Consider the following 25,928-nt stretch of genomic DNA (forward strand, 5'->3'; position numbering starts at 1 on the left):
GGCGGCAATGTCGATCGCGCTCAAGGATAACCGTCTGATGCGTCAGGCCGGAAAGGATGGGCAGGTTCCCACCCCTATCGCTGAACAGGTTCATGATCTGCTTCATGATGCAAGTGAGGGAACCGATGAGGGAGGTTAATCGGCGGCGCCCGCACTATGGTTTGCCGTTAGTACACTACCACAGTTCCAAAAACCGCAAAGTCTGTCTACAGTCGTAGAACAATTTGCATAACAACGCGCTGCACCTGACCGCTATTCCGCTAGCGCTCCATAGCGGCAGGTGAGCTAAGGCGTTAGGCAACGGAATTGAGTATGGATCTGACCAGTACCGAGCGAGAAGCCATAGGGTTATGCATCTGCACAGAGGTGGTTAACGAGATAATTAATCATGCCTTGCTAGACGTTAGAAAAAACTCGAGATCAGCTGGCGAAGCGCTTGTTTGTTTCAAGGATTTTGTTCATCGGTCGTTGTTCATTATTCGATTCCTTGATTTCGCCAAAGAAGCTGGAGACAGTCGATTGACCGGCGTTTCTGGATCTTGTGTTGATATACTCGATACGGTTTGCACCAATAAGAACCTTGGCATTGATGGCAGTAGTTGCAAACTTTAAGGTGCGATTCAGGAATTGAAAGATTGGTTAAATCAAAAGGCCCCTGTGAAACTTTGGTTGCCCACACTGGATGTTAATGCAGAAATAGGAGTATCAAGAATTGAGTTTTTGAAAATTTCCGGAAATAGTTCAAAGCACAATATTTAAAGATTAACTGGTGTTTCCAAAGGCATTCATAGAATTTTCTCTGAGCACGGCTACAATGTTCCTGTTGAGTTGATTCCTGTCGCGTTAGAAGATTTTTAGGAGTATCTGGAGAAAAACTATTTCATTTACTATGCAACCTGGATGGCGGAATTGTTAAACGAGGTGCGCTGGGGTGTTCAGAGATACTTGGAGCCCTTGTTCGCAGTTTCATACAAACCCGAAAATGATGGGTTGTCCTATCGGGTCGATTATCCAGATGGGATCACTCAGGAGATTGCTAAGCAATGGTTTTGGCGCTTGATGAATCATATCAGGTCTGGCCCATATGTGGATCGTTTTCACACACCCTATAGTCTTAAAGAACAGAGCTCGCCTGAGTGGGACTTATGAGTCCAGTGCCTAACAATCGCAGGCACGGCGACGTCTGTTCCATTGCGGTTTCGCCTCCATTCCAAAGCCGTGCATGCTGCGGGCGTTGGCCTGTAGAGAATCCCACTGACGGCGAAGTTTTGATAGGATCGGGTAAATAGACACGGAGTGGCTGTCATGCCCCGCTTCACGCCTTCAACCACGATCAGAGCGCCACGCTGGCGACCTTCGTTCGCCGCCATGCCGAGGTGACGTTGGCCTCTATAGCTTTTGGTCCCTATGGTTTTTGGCCTCCCACAGTATTTTCACCGGCTCAGAAAGCCTTTCCGGTCGGCGAGGTATTGCCTCGGCAAAGCCTTCGTAAAGCTTCTGCATGTCCGCTTCGATATCTTCGGTAGGCTGCAGGATGATAGGGAAAGTGAGCTGCTTTTTACGATAATCGGCCACTGCCAGAACTATCGGTACGCCGGCTTGTCGTGCAATGTGGTGAAAACCGGTTTTCCACTTCTTGGCGCTCTTCCGTGTTCCCTCTGGGGTAACCACAATTGCCATATGGTCATCTGTTTTGAACTGCTCAACGGCTTGTTCGACGACACCGCCAGCTTGCGTACGATCTACCGGAATGGCTCCAAGTTTACGCAAAAGCCAACCGAAGGGCCCTTTGAACAGGGTGTGCTTGATCATGAAGCGGGCATCAAGTCCTAGCGCAATGCCACAGGCTAGCCCCAGAACACCGTCCCAGTTCGATGTGTGCGGCCCGGCGACGACCATGGCTTTTGGAGTGTCCGGAAAAGGGTGAATATTCCAGCCCGCCATGCGTAGCAATCGTGAAGCTAATCGTTGCATTAGCGAAGGTTTGACATCGACGTTGTTGGGTTGTTTGTTAGCTGTCATTCGTGATTGACCCTTTTGATTCTGATTTTAATTCATACCGCGCCGCTGATTTTCGGGGTTGAGGCCGTAGAAAGCCGCTGACGAGCTGGTGCTGGCGTAAGCACCGTACCACCTGCCCGATTGTGCCACGACATCAAGCCCTTACGTACGCCTCCCGGATACATGCAACCAAAGTCGTGCCTCTACCGAGCGAAAAGAGAGTGATTGGGGGTTGAAAGTCTTTATGCGAATCATTTACATTCCCTATCAGAGTGATCAGCGAGGTGATGGAATGTACGTGTGCATATGCCGAGGCGTGACCGATAATGCCATTCGCGAGGCCGTTGAAGACGGCGCGCGTAGTTGGGATGAAGTGCGCGAGCGCACCGAGTGTGCGACTCAGTGCGGTCGTTGTGCCTGTACGGCCAAGGCCATCACGCGTGATGCCATCACTCAGGAAATGATGCCGAGTGCGGATCTGGCCTACGCTGTCTAGGATGGCATCGCTTAACCACGCGCCGCTGCGTCGCGTCGCTGCATATCGAACATCATCGCCAAACGCCGCTATCCCATTGGATAGCGGCGTTTTAGTATCTGGCGCTTGGCGCAGGCGGAGTGGCAATCGTTCTCGCCTGTTATTTCCAATCCTTCACAAATGCGGCCTTTTCACGGCAAGATCTTGTCTTAATTCGACTTTTTCGGCGAAATAGTCGATACTCCCTATATTCCATGGCAGGGGTGGCTGGGTTACGATTGGTTGGTCATCATTGCTTTAAAACTAAATGGATCTTCAGGGAGACGTGACGATGAAAGGTGATACCAAGGTCGTTCAGTACCTCAATACCGCATTGGGCAACGAGTTGGTGGCGATCAACCAGTACTTCTTGCATGCCAAGATGTACAAGGATTGGGGGCTGGCCAAGCTCGGCAAGTGGGAATACGACGAATCCATCGAAGAGATGCGTCATGCCGATGAGTTGATCGAGCGCATCCTGTTCCTCGAGGGCATTCCCAACCTGCAGGATCTGGGCAAGCTGCACATCGGCGAGAACACCAAGGAAATGCTCGAGTGCGACCTCGCCATCGAGAAGACGGGCTGGCAGGACCTGGTCGATGCCATCGCCTATTGTGAAGAAGTGCGCGACTACGTCAGCCGTGATCTGTTCCGTCGTATCCTCAATGACGAGGAAGAGCACATCGACACGATCGAGACCGAACTCGGCCTGATCGACAAGGTGGGTATCCAGAATTACCTGCAGCAGCAGATGAACGCCGACGACGAGTGATCGCGTCGCTGCCATGCCGATACCTGATGCCCGCCGATTGGCGGGCATCTTACGTTACGGCGGATGGCGCGAGGTGGGGGCTCAGCCCAGGTCGTTGACCAGTAGCGCTTCGACGTCGGCGGTGCGTTCGGCTAGCGTGGCCGCGTCTGGGGCGAGGACCGTGACATGGCCGATCTTGCGGCCGGGGCGGGGCGCCTTGTGGTAGTCGTGCAGGTGCGCACCGGCGACGCTGAGCACGGCGTTGCGATCGGGCAAGGCGCCGATGATATTGAGCATGGCGCAGGGCACGAGTCGTGTAGCCTCGCCCAGTGGCAAACCAGAGATGGCGCGCAGGTGGTTCTCGAACTGGCTGGTCGTCGCGCCTTCGATGCTCCAGTGCCCGGAGTTGTGCACGCGCGGGGCGATTTCATTGGCCAGTAGTTCGCCGTCGCGGGTGACGAAGAACTCGAAGGCCATGACGCCGACGTAATCCAGCGCCTCGAGCACACGCGTGGCGTAATCGGTGGCTTTGGCCTGCAGCGGGTGGTCGGGCTGCGGCTCGGTGCGATGCAGAATGCCCTGGCGATGCTCGTTGCGCGACAGCGGCCAGACCCGCACCTCGCCGTCGCGGCCGCGCACGGCGATGGCCGAGACTTCATGATCGAAGTCGACGAAGCCTTCCATGATCAGCGGCACATCGCCTAGTGCGGCGACGCTACCGGGCACGTCCTCGGCATTGCGCAATACCTTCTGGCCCTTGCCGTCGTAGCCGAGCGTGCGGGTCTTGAGCACCGCCGGCAGGCCGATCTCGGCCACCGCACGGTCCAGGTCGGTCTGGTTCTCGATCAACGCGATGGGCGCGATGGCGATATCCAGTGACTGGAACAGCGATTTCTCGGCGCCACGGTCACGCGCCGTTTCCAGCGCCTTGGCCGGGGGAAAGGCAGGGCGCTGCTCGGCGAGCTGCGTCAGCGCCATCGTCGAGACGTTCTCGAACTCGAAGGTGATGACGTCGCTGGCTTCGATCAGCGCCTGATGCGCCTCATCGTCTTCCCACTCAGCGCAGATATGGACGCCGTGGATGGCGGCGCAGGCTTGGGTCGACGGATCGAGAAAGGTGAAGCGCATGTCCAGCGGTGCGCCCGCTTGTGCCAGCATTCGACCCAGTTGGCCGCCGCCCACGATACCGATATTCATTCATGCCTCCTGCGTGTCGTCGGTGGGACGCGGATCGGGCGCGTCGAGCACCTTTTGTGTCTGTGCGTCGCGATAAGTCTCAAGCGCCTGACGAATATCCGGATACTTGTTGCCCAGCATGGCGGCGGCCAGTAGTGCCGCGTTGATAGCGCCGGCACGGCCGATGGCCAGGGTACCGGTGGGAATGCCGGCAGGCATCTGGACGATAGAGAGCAGCGAGTCGACGCCGCTGAGCATGCTCGACTGCACGGGCACGCCAAGCACCGGCAGGGGCGTCTTGGCGGCGGCCATGCCGGGAAGATGCGCGGCACCGCCGGCCCCGGCGATGATGACTTCCAGCCCGCGCTCGGCGGCACCGGCGGCGTAGTCGAACAGCAAATCCGGCGTGCGGTGGGCAGAGACGACCTTGACCTCGTGCTCAATGCCCAGTGCCTCGAGCGTGTCGACGGTGTGGCACAGGGTCGCCCAGTCGGACTCCGAGCCCATGATGACACCAACCAGTGCGCTCATGCGTTCTCTCCTTCGGATGTGTGGCAACGTCATGGCGTCGCGAAACGAGAAGCGCGGCATTGTAGCATCGCAGGCCGCGTGGGGCAGCGACGTGCTTATTTCAACGTACGTATCTCGAGGTGCTCATTTTGCTCGGCGTACGCCGCTCAACGGAAGGCAGCCTCGAGCTCGAAGCGCGGCACTGGCTCGCCGGCGACCTCGACGGTCTCGCAGAACATCGTCAAGGGGCGCACCCAGAGGCCGTAGTCACCGTATAGCGCGCGATAAACCACCAGCGATTCCTCGGTTTCGCTGTGCTGCGCGACGCCCAGCACTTCATAGCTGGCGCCCTTGTAGTGACGATAGATGCCGGGAACCGGGCGTGTCTCGTGGCTCATGTGGATGTCTCCGTGACGTGAGGATCGGCCGGTTCGTGCTCGGCCTTGGCGGCGAGGCGCGCGAGCGTGCGCGAGGCGGCCACGAAGCCGAAGGTGCCGGTGACGAAGGTGGCGGCGCCGACGCCGCTGGCGCAGTCGAGGCGCGTGGACTCGCCATTGCCGGGTTTTTGCTGGCAGACTTCGCCATCGGCGTCGGGATAGACGAGCTGCTCGTCGGAGTAGACGCATTCGACGCTGAAGCGTCGCTTGGGATTGCGCGAGAAGCCGAAATCCCGCCGCAGGCGCGCGCGTACCTTGGCCAGTAGCGGGTCGTGTTCGGTGCGCGTCAGGTCGGCGACGCGGATCCGCGTAGGGTCGGTTTGGCCGCCCGCCGCGCCGGTGACGCTCAGGCCGATTTTGCGGCGCTTGCACCAGGCGATCAACGCGCTCTTGGCGATGACGCTGTCGATGGCGTCGATGACGTGGTCGGCGTCCTCGGGCAGGCGCTCGGCGAGATTGGTCGGCGTTACGAAGGCGGTGTCCGCGTGCACCTTGATGCCCGGCTGAATGGCGCGGCAGCGCTCTGCCATCACCTCGACCTTGGGGCGCCCGATGGTGCCGTCCAGCGCGTGCAACTGGCGGTTGACGTTGGACACGCAGACATCGTCGAGATCGATGAACGTCAGGGTACCGATGCCGGCGCGGGCTAGCGCCTCGGCAGCCCAACTGCCCACGCCGCCCACGCCGATGACGACCACATGAGCGTGGCGGAAAAAGATCGCGGCGCGGGTGCCGTAGAGGCGGCGAATGCCCCCGAAGCGGAAATCGTAATCGTCGTGCATGTGATCTTTCCTCGTTACCGGGCGTTACCGGTCGTGGCCGGCGGGCCATAGCGAAACAGGGCGTGTCTCGTGCCAGTCGACACGCGTCGCCGGGGCGTGGCCCTGCCAGCCGAAGCGCGCGAACAACGTGCGCATGTCATCGGCCAGGGGCGCGTCGATGTGTAGCGTGCGCTGGTGCTCGGGGTGCCAGAGCGTCATGCCTACGGCCGCCAGCAACAGGCGCGGGCTTTCCAGATGATCGCGGAAGAAGCGATTGTGGGCGCCCTTGCCATGCTTGGCGTCACCGATGATCGGGTAGCCGCGCCGTGAAAGGTGGCGGCGAATCTGATGCCGCCGGCCGGTCCAGGGCTGGGCCTCCATCAAGGAATAGCGCACTTGGGGATAACGGTCGATGCGTACCGGCAATTCGACGCTGTCCAGGCGGCGCACGGCGGTCCAGGCGGCCAGTTCGGGCATTTCCGACTTGGGACGTTTGCCATCTTCCTCGCGCAGGCCGTAATCGAGCACGTCTTGCTCCGGGCCGACGCCGCGGACCACCGCCAGGTAGCGCTTGTGCACGCGGTGTGTGGTGAATTCCTCGCCCAGCGCCTTGGCCATTTCCGGGTCCAGCGCGAAGAGCAAAAGCCCCGAGGTCGGTCGGTCGAGCCGGTGTACCGGATAGACATGGCGCCCGAGCTGATTGCGCAGAGTTTGCAGGGCGAATACCTGCGCATCGGCGGCGATCGCGCTGCGGTGGACGAGCATGCCCGAGGGCTTATGCACGGCAACCATGCGCTCGTCCTGATAGAGTACGGGCAATTCCAACGTCATGAAGGGGCCTTCGGCTCGCTCGAAGGGCGCCTATTGTCGACGTTGCCACGTAGGATGTACAGCCGATGACGAAGTCGACGCAACCACATCAGGAGGCAGGCATGAGCGAGCATCAGGCACCGCATCTCGTCGTCCTCACCGGGGCGGGCATCAGCGCCGAGAGCGGCCTCAAGACGTTCCGCGACGGCGATGGCCTGTGGGAAAACCACCGCGTGCAGGATGTCGCCACGCCCGAGGCCTTTGAGCGTGATCCCGAAAGCGTCCTGCGCTTCTACGACGAGCGCCGCGAGCAGACCCGCCAGGCATCGCCCAACGCCGCGCATCACGCGCTGGCCGAACTCGAACGGGCCGGATTTCGCGTCAGCGTCATCACCCAGAATATCGACGATCTGCACGAGCGGGCGGGGTCGCGCGATGTATTGCACCTGCATGGCGAGATCCTCATGGCGCGCTCGAGTGCCGATGCCAGCTTGCGCTACCCGGTGGGGCGGCAGGGCATCCGGATGGGAGAGTTATGCGACAAGGGCAGCCAATTGCGCCCGGACGTGGTGTGGTTCGGCGAGCCGGTGCCGGGTTACGCCCAGGCCTGCGATGTCGTTGCCGAAGCGGATTTCGTGCTGGTGGTGGGCACCTCGTTGGCGGTGATGCCGGCGGCGATGCTGCTCGATCAAGCGCCAATCGAGGCGCCGTGCCTGCTCGTCGACCCTCAGGCCGAGTCGCTCGCGCCCCGCGGCGTACGCGCCATTGCGCAACCGGCAAGCCAAGGCGTGCCGACGCTGGTCGAACACTGGCGACAAGTGGATAGCCTATGGGTGCCGGACTGGGCCTGAAGTCGATGCACTTCGCCTGTGCCACGTTTTACGGCACACTACGTGCTTCATCTTTCATACATAAAAAGGTGCATAAAGTACCGACGCGACACGCTAGGACACGCACATGCCAATCTTCGAACGTATCAATCGTCTATTTCCCGTCTGGGCCATCTTGCTGGCCGCCATTGCCGCCTTCGTGCCGGAGCTTTTCACTGGCCTGGCCGATTATATCAAGACGCTGCTGGTGATCATCATGTTCGCCATGGGGCTGACGCTCGCCAAGGGTGATTTCGCGCGCGTGGTGAAGTCGCCCAAGCCCATCGCCGTGGGCGTCATACTGCAGTTTCTGGTCATGCCGCTGGCGGCGCTACTGGTGTCGCGGGTCCTCGGCCTGTCGCCGGAATTGACCATCGGCATGGTGCTGGTGGGCGCCACGGCGGGCGGGACTTCGTCCAATGTGATGACCTGGCTGGCCGGCGGACATGTGGCGCTTTCGGTGTCGATGACCATGGTCTCGACGCTGATCTCGGTGGTCGCCACACCGCTGATCACGCTATTGCTGCTGGGCCAGAGTATCGACGTGCCAGTGCTGGGCATGTTGATCAGCATTGCCCAGTTGGTAGTCGCGCCCATCGTGGTGGGTGTGGTGATCCATCACCTGCTGGGGACGCATATTCAGCGCGTGGAACCGGCCCTGGCCACTCTGGCCATGGCGGCCATCGTCTTGATCATCGCTATCGTGGTCGCACTGAATGCCGGGCGGCTGAGCACGCTGGGGCCGATCGTGGCGCTGGCGGTTATTGCGCATAACGGCATCGGCCTCGCGGCGGGGTACGGCCTGTCGCGAGCGCTGCGCTTCGATACACGCACCGCGCGCACTATCGCCTTCGAGGTCGGCCTGCAGAACTCCGGGCTGGCGGTGACCCTGGCCAATCAGTTCTTCACTGCGAGTTCGGCGCTGCCCGGGGCGCTGTTCTCGGTATGGCACAACGTCTCCGGCTCGCTGCTGGCGGGTTATTGGAAGCGCCGCCACATTTCGAATGCGCCGCCTGCGGCCTCGACGACGCGTGGATAAACGCCCGGCCGGGCATGCTAGAATGCCCGGCCTTTTCGACCCAGCCTGATACCTCATGCATGAATCCCACGATACGCCGACCGATTCAGCCACGGTGGCGACCGGTTATGACCCCGAAGCGCCGCGCAAGCCGTTCAATGCGCGCGGTAGCTTCGTCTCGCGTTGCCCGGACTGCCGGCTACCGGCGCTCAACTGCTTGTGTCCGTATCGTGTGGTGGCTGAGAGTCGCGCCCACTTCTGGCTGCTGACGCATCCCATAGAGCACTACAAGCCGACCAATACCGGTCGTCTGATCAGCCATATCCTGCCCGAGACCGAGGTTTTTACTTGGTATCGCACCGAGCCTGACCCGCGGCTCCTGGCGCTGCTCGACGACGACCGCTTCGCGCCGTTCGTCGTCTTTCCCGACGATCAGGCGGACTACACCGAGCGCGTGGTAGGGCCCGACGCGGTCGATGAGGTGCTGGCCACGCCGCGCATACCGGTGTTCATCCTTCTCGATGGTACCTGGCGTCAGGCGCGGCGGATCTTCCGGCGTAGCGAGTACCTGGCCTCGCTGCCGGTGCTACCACTCAAGACGTCGCGACAGACGCGCTACCGGCTGCGCAAGTCGGCCTCCAGCGAGCATCTGTGTACTGCCGAAGTCGCCGCCGAGCTGTTGAGCCTCAGTGGTGACGTTGAGGCCTCAGCGATCCTCGACGACTACTTCGAGGTGTTCAACGAGAACTACGCCTCCAGTCGGCGTGATCGCCAGGTCGAAGCGCCTTCCGGCGCGATGCGGCGTTTGCTCGAGCGGCGTGGCAACGCGGATGGCGCGAGTGATGTGAGTTACACATGATCGGCGACCTTGTCTGCTTTTACGGCGCCGGACGCGCGTGATCTTGAAGTTTCGATTTGCCGTGTTCGATGAAGGTCGGTAGGGTGCGCCCTTCACGCGACTATCGGAACCGAAAACAGATGACTCAACACGACGCGAGCGCCACGCGCTCGGGCACGCGTTTTGGCGACCCGACGGTGATGGGGCTGACGATTGGCTTCATCGTGCTGTTTGTGGCGCTTTCGCTGATCGATGCCGACGCCATGACGGCGGTGATCGGCGCCGGGTTTGCCTGGACGGCGAAAACCCTGGGGGCTTATTTCCAGCTGCTGTTGCTGCTGACCTTCCTGATCGCCGTGGGCGTGGCTGCATCGCCTGCGGGACGTGCGCGTATCGGCAATCGAGAACATCCGGACATAGGCACCTTCAAGTGGGTGTCGCTCATCCTGTGCACGCTGTTGGCTGGTGGTGGCGTCTTCTTTGCTGCCGGGGGACCGGTTTATCACTTCGTGGTCACACCGCCGGCGTTTTCCAGCGAGCCGGAGACTGCGGCAGCCATTCCCAATGCGTTGGCGCAGTCCTTCATGCACTGGGGCTTTCTGGCCTGGGCGGTGCTCGGCACTCTGGCGGCCATCGTGCTCTCGCATCATCACTATGATCGTGGCTTGCCGCTGCAACCGCGCACGCTGTTGGCACCGTTGTTGGGTGAGACGCGCATGCGTGGCGTCTTCGGTGGCGTGGTAGACGCCGTCTGCGTCATCGCCGTGGTGGCTGGCACCGTGGGGCCCATCGGCTTTTTGGCCACGCAGATGAGCTTCGGCTTGCATACGCTGTTCGGCGTGGCCGAGGGCTATAGCACGCAGTTGATGATCCTCATCGTGCTGGGCGGGGTCTATGTGAGTTCGGCGATCACCGGCATTGACCGAGGCATCCAACTGATGAGCCGTTTCAACGTCATGCTGGCGTTGGCGATCGGCGCTGTCATCCTGCTCTTCGGGCCGACGCAGTTCCTGTTCGATAGTTGGTTCCAGGGCTTCGGCACCTATGTGGGATCATTCTTCGAGATGGCCACCATGACCTCGCAGACCGCACCGGATTGGTGGATGAAATGGTGGACGGTGTTCTTTTTCGCCTGGTTCATTGGCTATGCGCCGTTGATGGCGATCTTCGTGGCGCGTATCTCACGGGGTCGCACCATCCGTCAGATGGTCGTCGCCGTGGCCGTGCTCGCCCCCGTGGCCACGTCGGTGTGGTTCACTCTGCTGGGCGGTTCGGGCATCTTCTACCAGATGAGCGGCGCTATCGATCTGAGCGAAGCGCTCCAAAACTTCCAGTTTGATGTCGCTACGTTGACGGTGGCTCAGGCGCTACCGGGTGGCAAGTTGATGGCACTCGCGGTACTGATACTGACCACGATTTTCGTGGCCACCACCGGCGACTCCATGAGCTACGCGATTTCCGTGGTCAATGCCGGCCATGACGATCCCCAGCCGGCGTTGCGCGCGTTCTGGGGCTTGGCCATGGCGTTGATGGCGGCGATTCTGCTGTACATGGGCGCGGGGCAGATCAGCGTCTTGCAGCAGTTCATCGTGATCACCGCGATCCCCGTATCGCTGGTGCTGCTGCCTTCGCTGTGGCTGGGGCCGCGCGCCGCGCAGGCCATGGCCAAGCGTCAGGGAGTCGTCGCGTCATAACCGACGTTCGATGCCTTGCATGAAAAAGCGCCCCGGCATATCGCATGTCGGGGCGCTTGTCGTTATCGGCGGGGTGTCATGGCTCGGATGAAATACACGGTGTGCATTGCATATGATTGGTGACCTTGTCTTCTTTTACGGCGCTCGGCGCGCTCGATGTTGAAATTTCGATTTGCCGTGTTTGACGAAGGTCGGTAGGGTGCGTCCCTCACGCGATGACCGGAACCGGAAACAGATGACTCAATATGAAGCGAGCGCCACGCGCTCGGGCACGCGTTTTGGCGACCCGACGGTGATGGGGCTAACTATCGGCTTCATCATTCTGTTTGTGGTGTTGTCGTTGACCGATGCCGCCGCCATGACAGCGGTGATCGGCATCGGATTCGCCTGGACGGCGAAGAATCTGGGAGCCTATTTCCAGCTACTATTACTGCTGACCTTCCTGATTGCCGTGTGCGTGGCCGTATCACCTGCGGGTCGCGCGCGCATCGGCAATCGACAACAGCCGGATATGGGCACCTTCAAGTGGGTGTCGATCATTCTGTGCACGCTGCTGGGCGGCGGCGGTGTATTCTTTGCTGCCGGCGAACCTATCTACCATTTCGTGGTGACGCCACCGGCGTTTTCCAGTGAGCCGGGCACGCCGGCAGCGGTGCCCAATGCGCTGGCACAGGCCTTCATGCACTGGGGATTTCAGGCTTGGTCGGTGCTGGGTACTTTGGCGGCTATCGTATTGTCGTATCATCACTACGATCGCGGTTTGCCGCTGCAACCGCGCACGCTGTTGGCGCCGCTACTGGGCGAGGCACGCATGCACGGTGCCTTGGGTGGCGTGGTGGATGCCGTCTGCGTCATCGCCGTGGTGGCCGGTACCGTAGGCCCCATTGGCTTTTTGGCCACGCAGATGAATTTCGGTCTGCATACCCTGTTTGGCGTGACCGAGGGCTATGGCACCCAGTTAATGATCCTCGTCGTACTGGGCGGGCTCTATGTGAGTTCGGCGATCACCGGTATCGACCGAGGCATCCAGTTTCTGAGCCGTTTCAACGTCATGCTGGCGTTGGGTATCGGTGCCGTGATCTTGCTGTTCGGATCGACCCAGTTCTTGTTCGATAGCTGGCTTCAGGGCTTCGGCACCTATCTGGGGTCGTTCTTCGAGATGTCCACCATGACCTCGCAGACTGCGCCGGACTGGTGGATGAAATGGTGGACGGTATTCTTCTTCGCCTGGTTCATCGGCTACGCGCCGCTGATGGCGATCTTCGTGGCGCGTATCTCACGGGGCCGTACCATCCGTCAAATGGTCGTCGCCGTGGCCGTGCTCGCCCCCGTGGCCACTTCGGTTTGGTTCACGCTGCTGGGTGGCTCGGGCATCTTCTACCAGATGAGCGGTGCCATCGATCTGAGCGACGCGCTCCAAAACTTCCAGTTCGATGTTGCCACGCTGGCGGTGGCCCAAGCGCTGCCGGGCGGCAAGCTGATGGCGCTGGCGATTCTGCTGCTGACCACGATCTTCGTGGCGACCACCGGCGATTCCATGAGTTATGCGGTTTCCGTGGTCAATGCCGGTCATGACGATCCCCAGCCGGCGTTGCGAGCGTTCTGGGGCTTGGCCATGGCGTTGATGGCGGCGATTCTGCTGTACATGGGGGCGGGACAGATCAGCGTCTTGCAGCAGTTCATCGTGATCACCGCGTTCCCCGTGTCGCTGGTGCTGCTGCCTACGCTGTGGCTGGGGCCGCGCGCCGCGCATGCCATGGCCAAGCGTCAGAGAATCGTTACGTCGTAATCGACGTTCGATGCCGTGCATGAAAAAGCGCCCCGGCATATTGGATGCCGGGGCGCTTGTCGTTGTGGGATGCTGGAGAAAGGCGGTTAAGAATTATCTGATATTTCGACAGGCGATCAGAAGTTCTAACGTCTAGTCTCCCCATGTTCGACCAGGCGTTGTGCCTGTTGATGTCGCGAGGCCTGTATCTCGGCCATGTCGGCGACGACATGGTCGTGGATGGTGGCCGGGGCCGTCTCCGGGCGTCCGGCATCAAACGGCGGCGCGGGCGCATATTCGAGAGTCAGTTGAGAGCGCTGAGCGGTCTCGTCATCGAACAGTACTGCGATGACGGTCAGCGCGAAATCGATCCCGGCGGTGACACCGCCGCCCGTGATGATCTCATCATCGCGCACGACACGCGCCGGGTCCGGGGTGGCGCCGAACAATGGCAGCATGTCGCGCCACGCCCAGTGACAGGCGGCTCGTCTTCCGTGGAGCAGGCCCGCCGCTCCCAGAATCAATGAGCCGGTGCAGACCGAGGTCACGAACTGTGCGGTACTGGCCAGATGTCGAATGGCGTTGAGAAAACGGCTGTCCTCGGCTGCATCGAGGCAGCCCAGGCCACCGGGAACGCAGAGAACGTCGCAAGAAGCGATGTCTATCAGGTCGTCCAGGTTGGAAAATGTCAATCCCTGGGCGTCGACGGGCTCCCCGCCGATGGAGGCGACCACCACGTCGACCTGCGGCGTACGCGAGAAGAATTGATGAGGACCGGTGAAATCCAGGTGCGTTACACCGGGGTAGATCGGTATGACAATACGTAGCTTTGAGTCCACGATAGTTTCCTCTGTAGAACGAGTTGGAGGTTTAGATTAGCCTGTACCGTGATAGTCTCAAATGACCTATAACCCTCGTTTTCCGCCATGACGCTATCGATCGGTTTTTTCGTTTATCCGAATCATCAAACGCTGGACCTAGCCGGGCCGATGTCGGCGTTTGGTCTTGCCGGACGGGTGGATGAAATATCGCCCTACGAATTGCACGTATTCTCGGAGCAGGGTGGTCGGTTGGAAAATAGTGTCGGCGTGGAGATCACCACTCGTGCGCTGAATGAATGCTCGGTGGATACGCTGATCGTGGTGGGCGGTGGTCACCCCGAAAAACTACCGGATAGTAGCTTCGAGGCTGTGAAGCAGGCAGCGTATCGCGCTCGGCGTGTGGCCAGTGTTTGCACAGGGGCTTTTGTTCTCGCTGGCGCCGGGCTCTTGAGTGGTCGGCGTGTGACCACGCATTGGCGCGGTGCTTTACGATTGCAGCAGTCTTATCCCGATATTCACGTCGAGGCGGATCGGATCTATGTTCGCGATGGGCACATCTGGACGTCGGCCGGCACTAGTGCCGGTATCGATCTCGCGTTAGCCTTGATCGAGGAAGACTGTGGTCATGATATCAGCCAGGCCGTCGCCCGTGAGCTGGTAGTCTATTATCGTCGCCCAGGCGGGCAATCACAGTTTTCCACGCTCTCCGATCTCGAGCCCGATTCCGATGGGACTCGACTCGTGCTCGACTACATACGTCGTCACTTGGATGCTTCGCTGACAGTGGATGTTCTGTCTAGCGTTGCTTGCCAGAGTCCGCGCCAGTTCACACGAATATTCAAGCGCGAAACCGGCGAGACGCCTGCACGCGCCGTTGAAAGGCTGCGGGCTGAAGCCGCCCGCTGGCGTGTCGAGCAGACTCTAAAGCCTGTGGAGACGATCGCTTGCCTCGTCGGGTTCAATGACCCGGAACGCATGCGTCGTGCCTTCCTGCGTTGCTTTGGCCAGACACCACAGGCGCTGCGCCGTATAGCGTCGGATCATCGGCATCCCTGATGACTGTTCTGCAGTGCTAGCCTTGCATCGAGCGACCATCCCTGCTTAAACCCGGCGTTGGCTAGCGCTTTGGAACATAACAGCGTCCAGGCTTACCCAAACAACTGCCCCGCGATACGCAGCCCGGCGATCCAGGTGCCGGCGGCGGAGCCCAGCGTGGCGAGCAGGAACACCAGCAGCGTGCGGGCGACGCGGTTTTTCCACCAGCCGCGCGGTGTGCTGACGTCATGGCGTAGGCGTGAAAAGTCGCCCACCGTGGGGCGGCGTATGGCGAGTTCCACGCCAGCGGCGACGAAACCGGCACCGATGGTGGGGTTGAGTGAGGTCAGCGGCGCGGCGATGAAGGTCGCGATGATGGTCAGTGGATGGGCCAGCGCAATGGCGGTACCCAGCGCCGAGAGTGCGCCGTTGATCAGAAACCATTCGCCGACCAGCGACCAGCCGAGTCCTGAATCACGGGAGAAGCCGATGGCGAAGCCGGTCAGTACCAGTGCGACGATGACCCATGGTAGCGCTTTCCAAAGTTTGGAGCGGGCCGGGGTGACTTCCAATGAGCGCCGCTCCTCGTCGACTTCCTCGGCGCTGGGCGGTTGTTGCCCTAGCGTTTGAAGATGCTTTCCCAGACCTTTCATGTGGCCGGCGCCGACGACCACCAGGATATTCCGTGGCGCTTGCCCGGCGACTTCCTCGCGCAGGCGTAGTGCCATGTAACGATCGCGCTCACGGATCAGTGGCGCGTAAAGCGACTCCGACTGTTCGGCGAACTCGGCGAAGGTCGACTCGAGCACATCGCCTTCCTTGAGGCGTTCGATCTCCTCGCTGGAGACTTTCTTGCGCGAGACCACGCTGCCCAGAAGCCCTGAAACCAGGCTCATACGTTGCCACCAGGGCACATTGTGATAGATGCGCTTGAGGGTCACGCCAATGTCGCGATCGACGAGATACAACGGCAAGTCCGCACGCTGAGTTTCCTTGATTGCCATCTGCATCTCGGCACCCGGCGTCACGCCGGACTGCTCGGCGACGCGCTGCTGGAAGGCGCCTAGCGCAAGGCTGGCGGCGACCATGCCGGCCTTGCCTTGGCGCAAGACCTGGAAGAGATCCATCTTGGCCATGGCGTCTGGCTGCGTGGCGCTTTGGTGGCGTGTGGGGCACAACTCGATGGCCACGGCGTCGAAGTCGCCAGAGCGGATCAGCTCGCGAACCTCGTCGGCGCTGGCGCGCGAGACGTGGGCGGTCCCCAGGAGGGTATAACGGGTCTCACCCTGATCGATGACCTGGCGAGGGCCGGCGTGAGTATCGGGCATGCGGCGTTTCGCTTCGGTGGCAGAAAAGCTCGATTATCCACGATGGCAGGGGGCGGGCCAAACCCGGCCCCGCTCGATGATACGGTGAGCGGGGCGTCGAATGTACGAATCAGCGCTTGGCGCGGCACGCCGCAGCAGTGAACAACACATCGGTGGACGAGTTCAGCGCGGTCTCCGTGGCATCCTGCACGACGCTGATGACGAAGCCGATGGCGACGACCTGCATGGCTACGTCATTGGAAATGCCGAATAGGCTGGCGGCCATCGGGATGAGCAGCAGAGACCCGCCGGCCACGCCGGAAACGCCGCAGGCAGCGAGCGAGGCGACGATGCACAGCAGCAGCGCCGAGGCGAAGTCCACGCCGATCCCCAGGGTATGGGCGGCTGCCAAGGTGATCACCGAGATGGTGATGGCGGCACCGGCCATGTTGATGGTGGCGCCCAGCGGAATCGAGATCGAATAGGTGTCGGAGTCCAGATCGAGGCGCTCGCAAAGCTCCATGTTGACGGGAATGTTGGCGGCGCTGCTGCGTGTGAAAAACGCGGTGATGGCACTGCCGCGCAGGCAGGCGAAGACCAGTGGGTACGGGTTGCGCCGGGTGGCCAGGAATACGATCAAGGGATTCGTGACCAGTGCCACGAACACCATGCAGCCGACGATGACGGCGAGCAGATGGGCGTAGTCGAGGAGAGCATTCATACCGGTATCCGCGAGCGTGCCTGCGACCAGCCCGAAGATGCCCAGCGGTGCGCAGCGGATCACCAAGCGTACGATGTTGGAGACGGCATCGGAGAAGGCGTTGAGCATCCCGAGCGTCGTCTCCGAGGAGCCGCGCAGCATCATGCCCAGCCCGATCGCCCAAGCCAGAATACCCACGAAGTTGGCGTTCATCAGCGCATGAACGGGATTGTCCACGACGTTGAGCAGCAGGTTGCGCAGGATCTCGGCGATGCCGCCCGGCGGCTCGCCGCTCGCCTGGGGTGCATCGATGATCAGCGTGGTGGGAATTGCGAAACTGGCGACGACGGCCACCAAAGCGGCGCACAGGGTGCCGACAACGTACAGCACCAGTACACCGCGAATATGCGTGCGCTGGCCGCGACGGTGGTTGGCGATGGCTGCCATGACCAGCAGGAAGACCAGCACCGGTGCCACCGCTTTCAGGGCTGAGATGAACACCTCACCCAGAAGCGATATCGAGGCGGCAGCATCGGGCCAGGCGGTGGCCACGACGATGCCAAGCACGATGCCGATGACGATTTGCGGGATGAGCCCTAGGCGGGTTACCGCGCGTAGAGGGCTTGCGAGGCTGGTGGACATGACGCTTTCTCGATGCTGAATAACGGATAAAGGCCCGTCGCGGTGGGCCGGGAAGCGCGCATGGTAGCATTGCCGCCATCGCGATACCCGACGAATCGACCTCGCTGGTTTTATCCTTTAGTTAAAAGAGAGTGTGAAGTTCCGCTCATATAGCATGAATCGGAGAGATTTCGCTATTTCATGGTGAATAGTGCCGTGTTGGATCAGCGTCGCCAGAAGGCGGGTGTAAACAGCACCAAGATAGTGAAGATTTCCAGGCGCCCGAACATCATTGCCATTACCAGGGTCCACTTGGCGAGATCCGGCATGTCGCCGTAATGCGTGGCCACGCTGCCCAGTCCCGGACCCAGGTTGTTGAGGGCCGAGCCCACCGCCGACCAGGCCGTCACCTGATCCAGCCCGGTGGCAAGCAGGATCAACAACATCAGCACGAAAAGCAGCATATAAGCGGAGAAGAATCCCCACACAGCTTCGGCCACGCCCCCGGAGATGCGCATCTTGCCGACCTTGACCGAAAACACCGCATTGGGGTGAATCAGGCGGTGAATCTCGCGCAGGCCTTGCTTGAGGATCAACAGGATGCGAATCACCTTCATGCCCCCGCCGGCGGAACCCGAGCAGGCGCCGACGAAAGCGGCGATGAATAGCATGAACGGCAAAACCCCCGGCCAAGCGGTGAAGTCGGCGACGCCGAACCCGGTGGTGGTGGCTATCGAGACCGTCTCGAACAAGCCGTGGCGCAATCCTAGAGTATCGTCGTAGGTGCCGCTCAACATGAGCGTGGCGATGGTGACGCTGACCAGCAGCGCCAGGAAGATCACGAAAAAGCGAAATTCGGGGTCGAGCAAATAATGGCTCAGGCGCTTTTCGCGCCACACCGCGAAGTGGAGCCCGAAGCTCAGCGACGAGACGATCATGAAGAACGCGCAAATCAGTTCGATGGTCGCGCTGTCAAAATAGCCGATGCTGGCGTCGTGGGTCGAGAAGCCACCGACGGCGACGGTCGAGAAGCTGTGACCGATGGCGTCGAACCAGCTCATGCCCGCCAGCCAATACGCCAGGAAACACGTCAGGGTCAGGGCGGCATAGATGTACCACAGGGCCTTGGCGGTTTCAGTGATACGCGGCGTCAGCTTGGAGTCCTTGAGCGGACCGGGAATCTCGGTGCGGTAGAGCTGCATGCCACCGATGCCCAGCGTCGGCAGGATCGCCACCGCCAGCACCACGATCCCCATGCCGCCTAGCCATTGCAGTTGCTGGCGATAGAAGCGGATCGACTCGGGCAGCAGGTCGATGCCGGTGAGAATGGTAGCACCGGTGGTAGTGAGGCCGGAAAACGACTCGAATACGGCATCGGTGAACGATAGTGACGGGTCTGCGGCAAGCATCAGCGGCAGCGAACCGAACAGCCCCAGTACGCTCCAGAACATCACGGTGATCAAAAAACCATCGCGAGTACGCAGTTCGCGTCGAGCATGACGTGCGGGCCAGTAAAGCAGCGCCCCGGTGATGAAAGTGATGCCCAACCCAATGACGAAGGCATCCCAGGTGGCGTCGTCGAAAATCAACGAAATCACCACCGGTGGCACCATGGTCAGGCTGAACAGCATGAGCAACAGCCCGACGATCCTCAGGATCACCAGAAAGCTCATGGTAGTCGCCTTGTAGAAACGGGAGTCGTGGGTAACCGATTACTCATCAGAAGAACGTCAGCCCTACCTGGAAAAGGCGTTCGACGTCGCGGATGCGGCGCTTATCGATGACGAAGAGAATCACATGGTCGCCGCTTTCCACCATGATATCGTCGTGGGCGATGAGAACCTCCTTGCCGCGCACGATGGCACCGATAGTGGTGCCGTTGGGCAAGTCGATCTCGTCGATGGTGCGTCCCACCACCTTCGAGGAGCGCGAATCGCCGTGGGCGATGGCCTCGATGGCCTCTGCCGCGCCACGTCTCAGCGAGTGTACGTTGACGATGTCGCCGCGCCGTACATGCGTGAGCAAACCACCGATGGTGGCTTGCTGCGGCGAGATGGCGATATCGATCTCGCCGCCCTGGACGAGATCCACATAGGCGGCGTTGTTGATCAACGTCAGAACTTTCTTGGCCCCCAGGCGTTTGGCCAGCATCGACGACATGATGTTGACCTCGTCGTCGTTGGTCAGCGCGCAGAAGATATCGCAGTCCTCGATGTTCTCTTCCAGCAGCAAGCGCTTGCTGGTCGCGCTGCCGTGCAGCACCACGGTGCGGTCGAGGCGCTCCGAGAGTACCGTGCAGCGTTCCAGCTCATGCTCAATGATCTTCACCTGGTGGCTGTGCTCGAGTGTCTCGGCGAGGCGCTCGCCAATGTTGCCGCCACCGGCGATGATCACTCGGCGGAAGTCACGGTCGACCTTGCGCAACTCGCTCATCACTGCACGGATATCCTTGCGCGCAGCGATGAAAAAGACTTCGTCGTCGGCTTCGATGACGGTGTCGCCGTGAGGGATGAGTGCTCGGTTGCGGCGATAGATCGCTGCCACGCGGGTATCCACATTGGGCATGTGGCGCCGCAGGAAGCCGAGTTCCTGACCCACCAGCGGGCCGCCGTAGTAGGCCTTGACCGCCACCAGTTGGGCCAGGCTGCCGGCGAAATCGAGCACCTGCAGCGCGCCGGGATATTCGATCAGGCGGCGAATATGGTCGGTGACTACCTGCTCGGGGCTGATCAGCACATCGACGGGAATCGCATCGTGGGAAAACAGCCCCTTGCGCGTCAGATAGGCGGTGGCGCGGACGCGGGCGATCTTGGTCGGCGTGCGAAAAAGCGTATGCGCGACCTGGCAGGCGATCATGTTGACTTCGTCGGAGTTGGTCACCGCGATCAGCATGTCGGCGTCCTCGCCCCCGGCCTGGCGCAGCACCATGGGGTAGGACGCCGTGCCGACGACCGTGCGGATATCCAGACGGTTGTGCAGTTCGCGCAGACGCTTGGTATCGACATCGACGACGGTGATGTCGTTTTCTTCGCTGGCCAGATGTTCGGCCAGTGTGCCGCCGACCTGGCCGGCGCCGAGGATGATGATCTTCATGCGAGGGAATCCGCGCTCAGTGACTGGCGCGTAGCATAAACCAGGCGGCGCCCCCAATGACAGGGGCGCCACGGCGCGTGGGCACGAGCCCGGTCAGTCGAGGGAGAGGCCGACCTTGAGGGTGACTTGCCAGTGGCCCACGCGGCCGTCCTCGAGATGGCCGCGAGTGTCGATGATCTCGAACCAACGCATGCCGTGCAGGCTCTCGCGGGCCTTTTCCAGCGCCTTGTTCACGGCATCCTCGATACCGTGCGGCGAGCTACCGGTCAGTTCGATGTGCTTGTAGACGTGATCGCTCATGGCGTTCTCCTTGCGCTTCAAGTGCGATGGGTTGGCTCAAGCGCCGATGATCTCGATACCGAGCCGAGTGAGACGCTGCCGCGTGGCGGCGTCCGTGTCGTGGGTGACCGGGCGTGTCAGCGGCCACAGAAAGCGTGTCTTGAAACCCGCGGCGACGGCGTCCTCGGCGCTCCATAACGCACATACGTCACGCGCCAGGCCGCAGAGATAGACGCTGTCGACACCACGTTCGCGTAGCCAGCCGGCCAACCCCGTAGTGGGACGTGTGCCATCGGGCCCCAGGTTGTTGCGAAAGGCGCTGTAGGAATCGACGCGAGGATCGCATCCCTTGCGCACGATCAGATCCACCGGCGCCCAGTCGAGCTCGGGATGCAGGCGGGCACCAGGCGTGTTTTGCACGCAGTGATCGGGCCATAGAGTCTGCGGCTCGCCGTACAGGTCGAGGGTGTCGAAGGGTTGATAATCTGCATACTCACTGGCGAAGGAGACGTGCCGAGCGGGATGCCAGTCTTGGGTCGCCACGACATGCGCGAAACGTCGCTCGCCGAGCAACTGGCTCAATCCCGGCAGGATGGCGTCGCCGTCGGCACAGGCCAGGGGGCCGCCGGGCATGAAGTCGGGCTGTACGTCGATGACGAGCAGGGCACAGCGCGTATCGATGATCTCGAGGGCATCCTGCAACACGAGGGCTCCACTTAGGGGTGCGATACCTACAGTATCGAAGCCGCGTACGCCGCTGGCAAGGCGGAAGCGGCGTAGGCCGGCGGTGACGCCTCAGTGTTGCGCAGACGTGCTTTTGTGCAGACGCGCGTAGAAGAAGCCATCGTGACCTTCGATGTGCGGCAGGAGCTGGCGCCCGGCACCGGCGGAGCGGCCCCAGGCGACGTCGAGTTCGTCGGCGCTGGCGTCCGGGGTACGGGCGAGGAAGGCTGCGATCTGGTCCTGGTTCTCTTCGGGCATCACCGAGCAGGTGGCGTAGAGCAGCGTGCCGCCGGGGGCGAGGGTCGTCCACAGGGTGTCGAGCAGACGCGCCTGTAGGGCGGCGAGTTCACGAATATCGCGGGGGCGGCGCAAGCGCTTGATATCCGGGTGGCGGCGAATGACACCAGTGCCCGAGCAGGGCGCGTCGAGCAGCACGGCATCGAAGGCTTGGTCGTCCCACCAGTCGAGGCGGCTGGCGTCGGCGGCCACTGTGGTAGCCTCGAGCCCGAGGCGTGCCAGGGTGGCGTCGACGCGGTCGAGCCGCTCGGCGTCGCTGTCCAGGGCGGTGAGTTCGAGATCGAAGGTTTCGAGCAGGTGGGCGGTCTTGCCGCCGGGGGCGCTGCATGCATCCAGCACGCGGGCTTTGGATGTCGTGGCCAGGGCCGGCTCGAGCAGTGATGCGGTCAGTTGCGCGGCCTCGTCCTGCACGCTGACTGCGCCTTCTTCGAAACCGGGCAGGGCGCGCACGTCGCAGGCCTCGTGCAAGGTCACGCCATCCGCCGCGTACGGCGTGAGCTCGGCGGCCAGTCCGGCGTCCCGCAAGCGGGCCAGGTAGCCTTCGCGGTCTGCATGGCGACGATTGACGCGCAGCGTCATGGGACCGGGCTGGTTGTTGGCCTCGGCCAATGTGCGCCAGTCGTCGGGCCAAGCCTCGCGCCAACGCGTGAGCATCCATTCGGGATGCAGCAGCGCGATGCTGGGATCGCGATCGACCTGCGCTTGAAGTGTCTGGGTATCGCGCTGAAAGCGGCGCAGGCAGCCATTGAGAACGCGCGTGGCCCAGCCCTTGCCCAGCGTGCGGGCGGCGCCAGCGGTTTCACCCACGGCGGCGTGCTCGGGGACACGCATATACAAGAGCTGATAGAGGCCGAGCAGCAGCAGCGCTTGGACGTCCTGGTCGCGGCGCTTGAATGACTGGCGCAGCAGGATTTTGGAGAGTGCCTCGAGACGCGGCAGCGTGCGACAGACCCCGAAGCACAGCGCCTTGGCCAGGCCGCGATCGCGACCTTCGACACCCGCGGATTCCAAGGTGCTATCGAGGGCGTTCAGCGATCCCTTGCCGTCGAGTACGGGAGACAGGGCGGAGGCGCAGACGGCGCGAATGTCCGGTGTACTCATGAGTTGGTCTCCTGACCCAGTCGCTGTCCCGGAGCGAAGCGCTCGCCACGGGCATTGAGCAGATCGCGCACCGCGAGCGGCTTGCCGCCGGGAAGCTGGGCGCGAGTGATGTGCAGCACCTGGGTGCCGTCGGGACCGCAGGCAATGCGCAGGGCGTCCGGGGTACTTTCCAGCAGCGTGCCGGGGACCTCGGCGGCGCCGGTTTCGGGGGCAGGGTCGGCCAACCACAGACGCAGTGCGTCGCCTGCGAGGCGCGTCCAGGCCACCGGCCAGGGATTGAAGGCACGCACACGGGCGGCGAGTTCGGCGGCAGGGCGCGTGAAGTCGAGTTCGGCCTCGGCCTTGCTCAGCTTGGTGGCGTAGGTGACGCCCTCCGCCGGTTGAGGCGTCGCGGTCAGGCCCGTGTCCGCCAGGGCGTCGAGCGCCTCGACGATGGCCTTTCCACCCAATGTGGCAAGACGGTCGTGCAGCTCGCCGCTGGTCGTCGTCGCGGTGATAGGCGTGTCGCGTACCAGCAGCATGTCGCCGGTATCGAGGCCGGCGTCCATCTGCATGATGGTCACCCCGCTTTGCGTGTCGCCGGCTTCGATGGCGCGCTGAATGGGCGCCGCACCGCGCCAACGGGGCAACAGCGAGGCATGCACGTTGAGGCAGCCCAGATGCGGGATATCGAGTACCGCTTGCGGGAGTATCAATCCATAGGCGACGACGACCAGCACGTCGGCATTACAGTCGGCGAGTGTTTGCCGGGCATCGGTGTCCTTGAGCGTGGTGGGCTGATGGACGGGCAGCGCGTGTTCGAGCGCCAGCGCCTTGACCGGGCTGGGCGTGAGCTTGCGTCCGCGTCCTGCACCACGGTCGGGTTGAGTGTGCACCGAGACCACCTCGTGGCGGCTTTCGAGCAGCGCCGCGAGGCTGGCGGCGGCGAAATCGGGCGTGCCGGCGAATGCGACGCGCAGAGATTGGGACATCGGGCGGACTTCCGTAACGGCTTGCGGGATCTGGATGATAGCGGATACGGCGGCGATGGCAGAAGCCGCATTGCGCTGGCGGGCATGTTCGTTCAATGCCACGGGCCGGCAAGTGCCGGCCCGTTTGGCGAGTGCGAGGCGAGAGGTTTGCGTGGCCTCAGGCGTCCTGCATGGCCTTGTGGCGTTTCTGCATCTTTTTCATGATTCGGTCGCGCTTGAGCGGCGAGAGATAGTCGACGAACAGCGTGCCCTCGAGGTGATCGCACTCATGCTGGATGCAGTGAGCGAGCAGGCCATCGGCCTCCAGCTCGTAGGGCGTGCCATCGCGATCCAGCGCCTTGAGCGATACCCGCAACGCACGCGGCACCTCGGCGTAATGGTCGGGGATCGACAGGCAGCCTTCCTGCATGGGCTCGCGTTCTTCACCCAGCGGCGTGTATTCGGGATTGATCAGTACGCGGGGCTGTGAGCGATCGTCGCTGACATCCATGACGATGACGCGGCGATGCACGTCGACCTGGGTCGCGGCCAGGCCGATGCCCTGGGCGTCGTACATGGTGTCGAGCATGTCGTCGACCAGCGTACGGATCTCGTCGTCGACGGTCTCGACGGGCGCCGCCTTCTTGCGCAGGCGTCCATCGGGAAATTCGAGAATGGTCAGCTTGGCCATGGCGTTAAGAAAACCGTTATGCTGTCACGTGAAATTTGTCCGCTAGTGTAATGCGCCGTCGGCGGGAACGGAACCGAAAGGACGCCGATGCCCCCGAGAGCGAATGACTAGGCGATGCGCCGCCAGCAGCGGTGAAGCAGGGCGACGGAATATGGGAATAGTATAGCAGTGCGTCCTGACGCATGCCGAGGGCCCAAAGCCTCGGTGCGGTGCAGGTTGACGTGCTGGCAATCAGAAGAAGAGACGATCATGTGGGCAGGATATGGCGGGAGCGCTGCTGGACGGTGGTGTGGCGGCATGCGAGTGGGACTCGGCTTGGCATTGGTCGCTATTTTCGGCACGGCCTACGCTGCCGAGGGACGCGATGAACCGCGTGAGGTCGTGCATCTGTCCCCACGTGTGCGTGAAGTGCCGCTGAGCGAGGCGGTCCCCACCATCGAGCGTCAGACGGTGGCGCCCTTCCTGCACGAATATCGTCTTGTCGACTCGCAGGCCACGTTGGACGCTACGCCCTACGTCGTTGCGGGCGAGGAGGGGCATCAACTGATCGGCAACGGCGACCGTTTTTATGTCCGTGCAGCCGAGGAGGCCGCGCGCTCGCGTGATGCGCGGCGTGTCATCTATCGCCCCGGCACGATCTACCATGATCCGGAAAGTGACGCGCTACTGGGCATTGAGCTGCGCGCAGTGGGCGAGGCCGGCTGGGTGAAGCGCGACGGCGACCTGGATGTCTTCGAGGTGCGCAAGGCACGTCAGGAAATACGCCCCGGCGATCGCCTGCTGCCGTATCGCGAAGAGCGTCTCTCACTGACGTTTTCTCCCCATGTTCCAGACCATGTCGTCGATGGTGAGATTCTGGGCGTGCCCGAAGGCGTGAACTATGTCGGCCGACACACCATCGTGGCGCTCGATCTGGGACGTACGAATGGCATCGCGCCGGGCACTGTGCTGACCCTGGATGCCGCGCCGGCGCAGGTAAGCGACCCCCTCGAGGATGACACCCTGCACGTGGCGGGCGAACCCGGCGGTGTGGCGATGGTGTTCGAGAGCTTCGAGCGGGTCAGCTACGCGCTGGTCATGGAGGCCTCGCGGCCACTGGAAGTGGGCGATGGCGTGAGCACGCCCGAACGGCGTGTGTTGACGTCATTGGAAGCACGGTGAGG

25 protein-coding genes are annotated in these 25,928 nt (G+C 61.9%); 9 read left to right on the plus strand and 16 right to left on the minus strand.

Translation table 11 applies throughout. The features are described 5' to 3' along the window. Positions 1-1,389 precede the first annotated feature (1,389 nt). Positions 1,390-2,022: a lysophospholipid acyltransferase family protein gene (locus OP496_RS11925; protein ID WP_280563860.1), complete on the minus strand. Its 633-nt coding sequence runs from the start codon at positions 2,020-2,022 to the stop codon at positions 1,390-1,392. Positions 2,023-2,293: 271 nt separating this feature from the next. Here OP496_RS11925 and OP496_RS11930 point away from each other — a divergent pair, with 271 nt between their 5' ends. Next, a complete protein-coding gene (locus OP496_RS11930) occupies positions 2,294-2,497 on the plus strand; it encodes a (2Fe-2S)-binding protein (RefSeq protein WP_280563861.1) in 204 nt (67 codons plus the stop codon). Between the two features lie 310 nt (positions 2,498-2,807). Beyond that, positions 2,808-3,287, plus strand: coding sequence for a bacterioferritin (gene bfr / locus OP496_RS11935; protein WP_280563862.1), 480 nt, complete (start codon positions 2,808-2,810; stop codon positions 3,285-3,287). An 81-nt stretch (positions 3,288-3,368) separates the two neighbouring features. On the opposite strand, the gene OP496_RS11940 is transcribed toward bfr, so the two are convergent. The 5 genes from OP496_RS11940 to OP496_RS11960 all read right to left on the minus strand — a co-directional run bounded on the left by OP496_RS11940 (position 3,369) and on the right by OP496_RS11960 (position 6,981). Beyond that, complete coding sequence (locus OP496_RS11940) at positions 3,369-4,463, minus strand: 5-(carboxyamino)imidazole ribonucleotide synthase (RefSeq protein WP_280563863.1); 1,095 nt, start codon at positions 4,461-4,463, stop codon at positions 3,369-3,371. Further along, entirely contained in the window at positions 4,464-4,973 is a 510-nt protein-coding gene (gene purE, locus OP496_RS11945) for a 5-(carboxyamino)imidazole ribonucleotide mutase (protein ID WP_280563864.1), read from the minus strand. Positions 4,974-5,119: 146 nt separating this feature from the next. After that, positions 5,120-5,350 carry a DUF1653 domain-containing protein gene (locus OP496_RS11950; protein ID WP_280563865.1) on the minus strand — a complete coding sequence of 77 codons (231 nt, stop codon included), beginning with the start codon at positions 5,348-5,350 and terminating at the stop codon, positions 5,120-5,122. Further along, positions 5,347-6,171 carry a tRNA cyclic N6-threonylcarbamoyladenosine(37) synthase TcdA gene (gene tcdA / locus OP496_RS11955; RefSeq protein WP_280563866.1) on the minus strand — a complete coding sequence of 275 codons (825 nt, stop codon included), beginning with the start codon at positions 6,169-6,171 and terminating at the stop codon, positions 5,347-5,349. The genes OP496_RS11950 and tcdA overlap by 4 nt, the downstream gene beginning before the upstream one ends. Positions 6,172-6,195: 24 nt before the next feature. Continuing rightward, entirely contained in the window at positions 6,196-6,981 is a 786-nt protein-coding gene (locus OP496_RS11960) for a pseudouridine synthase (RefSeq protein WP_280563867.1), read from the minus strand. A 101-nt stretch (positions 6,982-7,082) separates the two neighbouring features. Here OP496_RS11960 and OP496_RS11965 point away from each other — a divergent pair, with 101 nt between their 5' ends. The 5 genes from OP496_RS11965 (at position 7,083) to OP496_RS11985 (ending at position 13,168) form a co-directional block, all read left to right on the plus strand. Then, positions 7,083-7,811, plus strand: a complete 729-nt coding sequence (locus OP496_RS11965) for a Sir2 family NAD-dependent protein deacetylase (protein ID WP_280563868.1) — start codon at positions 7,083-7,085, stop codon at positions 7,809-7,811. A 106-nt stretch (positions 7,812-7,917) separates the two neighbouring features. Continuing rightward, positions 7,918-8,868 carry a bile acid:sodium symporter family protein gene (locus tag OP496_RS11970; protein ID WP_280563869.1) on the plus strand — a complete coding sequence of 317 codons (951 nt, stop codon included), beginning with the start codon at positions 7,918-7,920 and terminating at the stop codon, positions 8,866-8,868. 55 nt (positions 8,869-8,923) lie between these two features. Beyond that, positions 8,924-9,706: a DTW domain-containing protein gene (locus OP496_RS11975; protein ID WP_280563870.1), complete on the plus strand. Its 783-nt coding sequence runs from the start codon at positions 8,924-8,926 to the stop codon at positions 9,704-9,706. 119 nt (positions 9,707-9,825) lie between these two features. After that, a complete protein-coding gene (locus OP496_RS11980; protein WP_280563871.1) occupies positions 9,826-11,379 on the plus strand; it encodes a BCCT family transporter in 1,554 nt (517 codons plus the stop codon). Between the two features lie 235 nt (positions 11,380-11,614). Then, entirely contained in the window at positions 11,615-13,168 is a 1,554-nt protein-coding gene (locus OP496_RS11985) for a BCCT family transporter (protein WP_280563872.1), read from the plus strand. A 125-nt stretch (positions 13,169-13,293) separates the two neighbouring features. Here the strand turns inward: OP496_RS11985 and OP496_RS11990 are convergent, their stop codons facing one another. Next, positions 13,294-13,986 carry a DJ-1/PfpI family protein gene (locus OP496_RS11990; RefSeq protein WP_280563873.1) on the minus strand — a complete coding sequence of 231 codons (693 nt, stop codon included), beginning with the start codon at positions 13,984-13,986 and terminating at the stop codon, positions 13,294-13,296. 87 nt (positions 13,987-14,073) lie between these two features. Here OP496_RS11990 and OP496_RS11995 point away from each other — a divergent pair, with 87 nt between their 5' ends. Next, positions 14,074-15,024 carry a GlxA family transcriptional regulator gene (locus OP496_RS11995; protein WP_280563874.1) on the plus strand — a complete coding sequence of 317 codons (951 nt, stop codon included), beginning with the start codon at positions 14,074-14,076 and terminating at the stop codon, positions 15,022-15,024. 92 nt (positions 15,025-15,116) lie between these two features. On the opposite strand, the gene OP496_RS12000 is transcribed toward OP496_RS11995, so the two are convergent. The 9 genes from OP496_RS12000 to def form a co-directional block, all read right to left on the minus strand. After that, positions 15,117-16,331, minus strand: a complete 1,215-nt coding sequence (locus OP496_RS12000) for a TraB/GumN family protein (protein WP_280563875.1) — start codon at positions 16,329-16,331, stop codon at positions 15,117-15,119. Positions 16,332-16,440: 109 nt separating this feature from the next. After that, positions 16,441-17,652, minus strand: a complete 1,212-nt coding sequence (gene sstT / locus OP496_RS12005; protein ID WP_280563876.1) for a serine/threonine transporter SstT — start codon at positions 17,650-17,652, stop codon at positions 16,441-16,443. Between the two features lie 203 nt (positions 17,653-17,855). Further along, positions 17,856-19,304, minus strand: a complete 1,449-nt coding sequence (locus OP496_RS12010) for a TrkH family potassium uptake protein (RefSeq protein WP_280563877.1) — start codon at positions 19,302-19,304, stop codon at positions 17,856-17,858. Positions 19,305-19,350: 46 nt separating this feature from the next. After that, positions 19,351-20,724, minus strand: a complete 1,374-nt coding sequence (gene trkA / locus OP496_RS12015; RefSeq protein ID WP_280563878.1) for a Trk system potassium transporter TrkA — start codon at positions 20,722-20,724, stop codon at positions 19,351-19,353. A gap of 93 nt (positions 20,725-20,817) precedes the next feature. Further along, positions 20,818-21,024 (minus strand): dodecin, encoded by a 207-nt coding sequence (locus tag OP496_RS12020; protein ID WP_280563879.1) that lies wholly within the window; start codon positions 21,022-21,024, stop codon positions 20,818-20,820. Between the two features lie 36 nt (positions 21,025-21,060). After that, positions 21,061-21,708, minus strand: coding sequence for a nicotinamidase (locus OP496_RS12025; protein WP_280563880.1), 648 nt, complete (start codon positions 21,706-21,708; stop codon positions 21,061-21,063). A gap of 90 nt (positions 21,709-21,798) precedes the next feature. Beyond that, positions 21,799-23,124 (minus strand): 16S rRNA (cytosine(967)-C(5))-methyltransferase RsmB, encoded by a 1,326-nt coding sequence (gene rsmB / locus OP496_RS12030; RefSeq protein ID WP_280563881.1) that lies wholly within the window; start codon positions 23,122-23,124, stop codon positions 21,799-21,801. Beyond that, entirely contained in the window at positions 23,121-24,095 is a 975-nt protein-coding gene (gene fmt, locus OP496_RS12035; RefSeq protein ID WP_280563882.1) for a methionyl-tRNA formyltransferase, read from the minus strand. Before fmt ends, rsmB begins: the two co-directional genes overlap by 4 nt. A gap of 157 nt (positions 24,096-24,252) precedes the next feature. Next, on the minus strand, positions 24,253-24,765 hold the full coding sequence (gene def, locus OP496_RS12040) for a peptide deformylase (protein WP_280563883.1): 513 nt from the start codon (positions 24,763-24,765) through the stop codon (positions 24,253-24,255). Between the two features lie 249 nt (positions 24,766-25,014). Here def and OP496_RS12045 point away from each other — a divergent pair, with 249 nt between their 5' ends. Continuing rightward, positions 25,015-25,926 (plus strand): peptidoglycan-binding protein, encoded by a 912-nt coding sequence (locus OP496_RS12045; RefSeq protein WP_280563884.1) that lies wholly within the window; start codon positions 25,015-25,017, stop codon positions 25,924-25,926. Positions 25,927-25,928: the final 2 nt, after the last annotated feature.

Source organism: Chromohalobacter sp. 48-RD10 (assembly GCF_029889785.1).
Classification (GTDB): domain Bacteria; phylum Pseudomonadota; class Gammaproteobacteria; order Pseudomonadales; family Halomonadaceae; genus Chromohalobacter.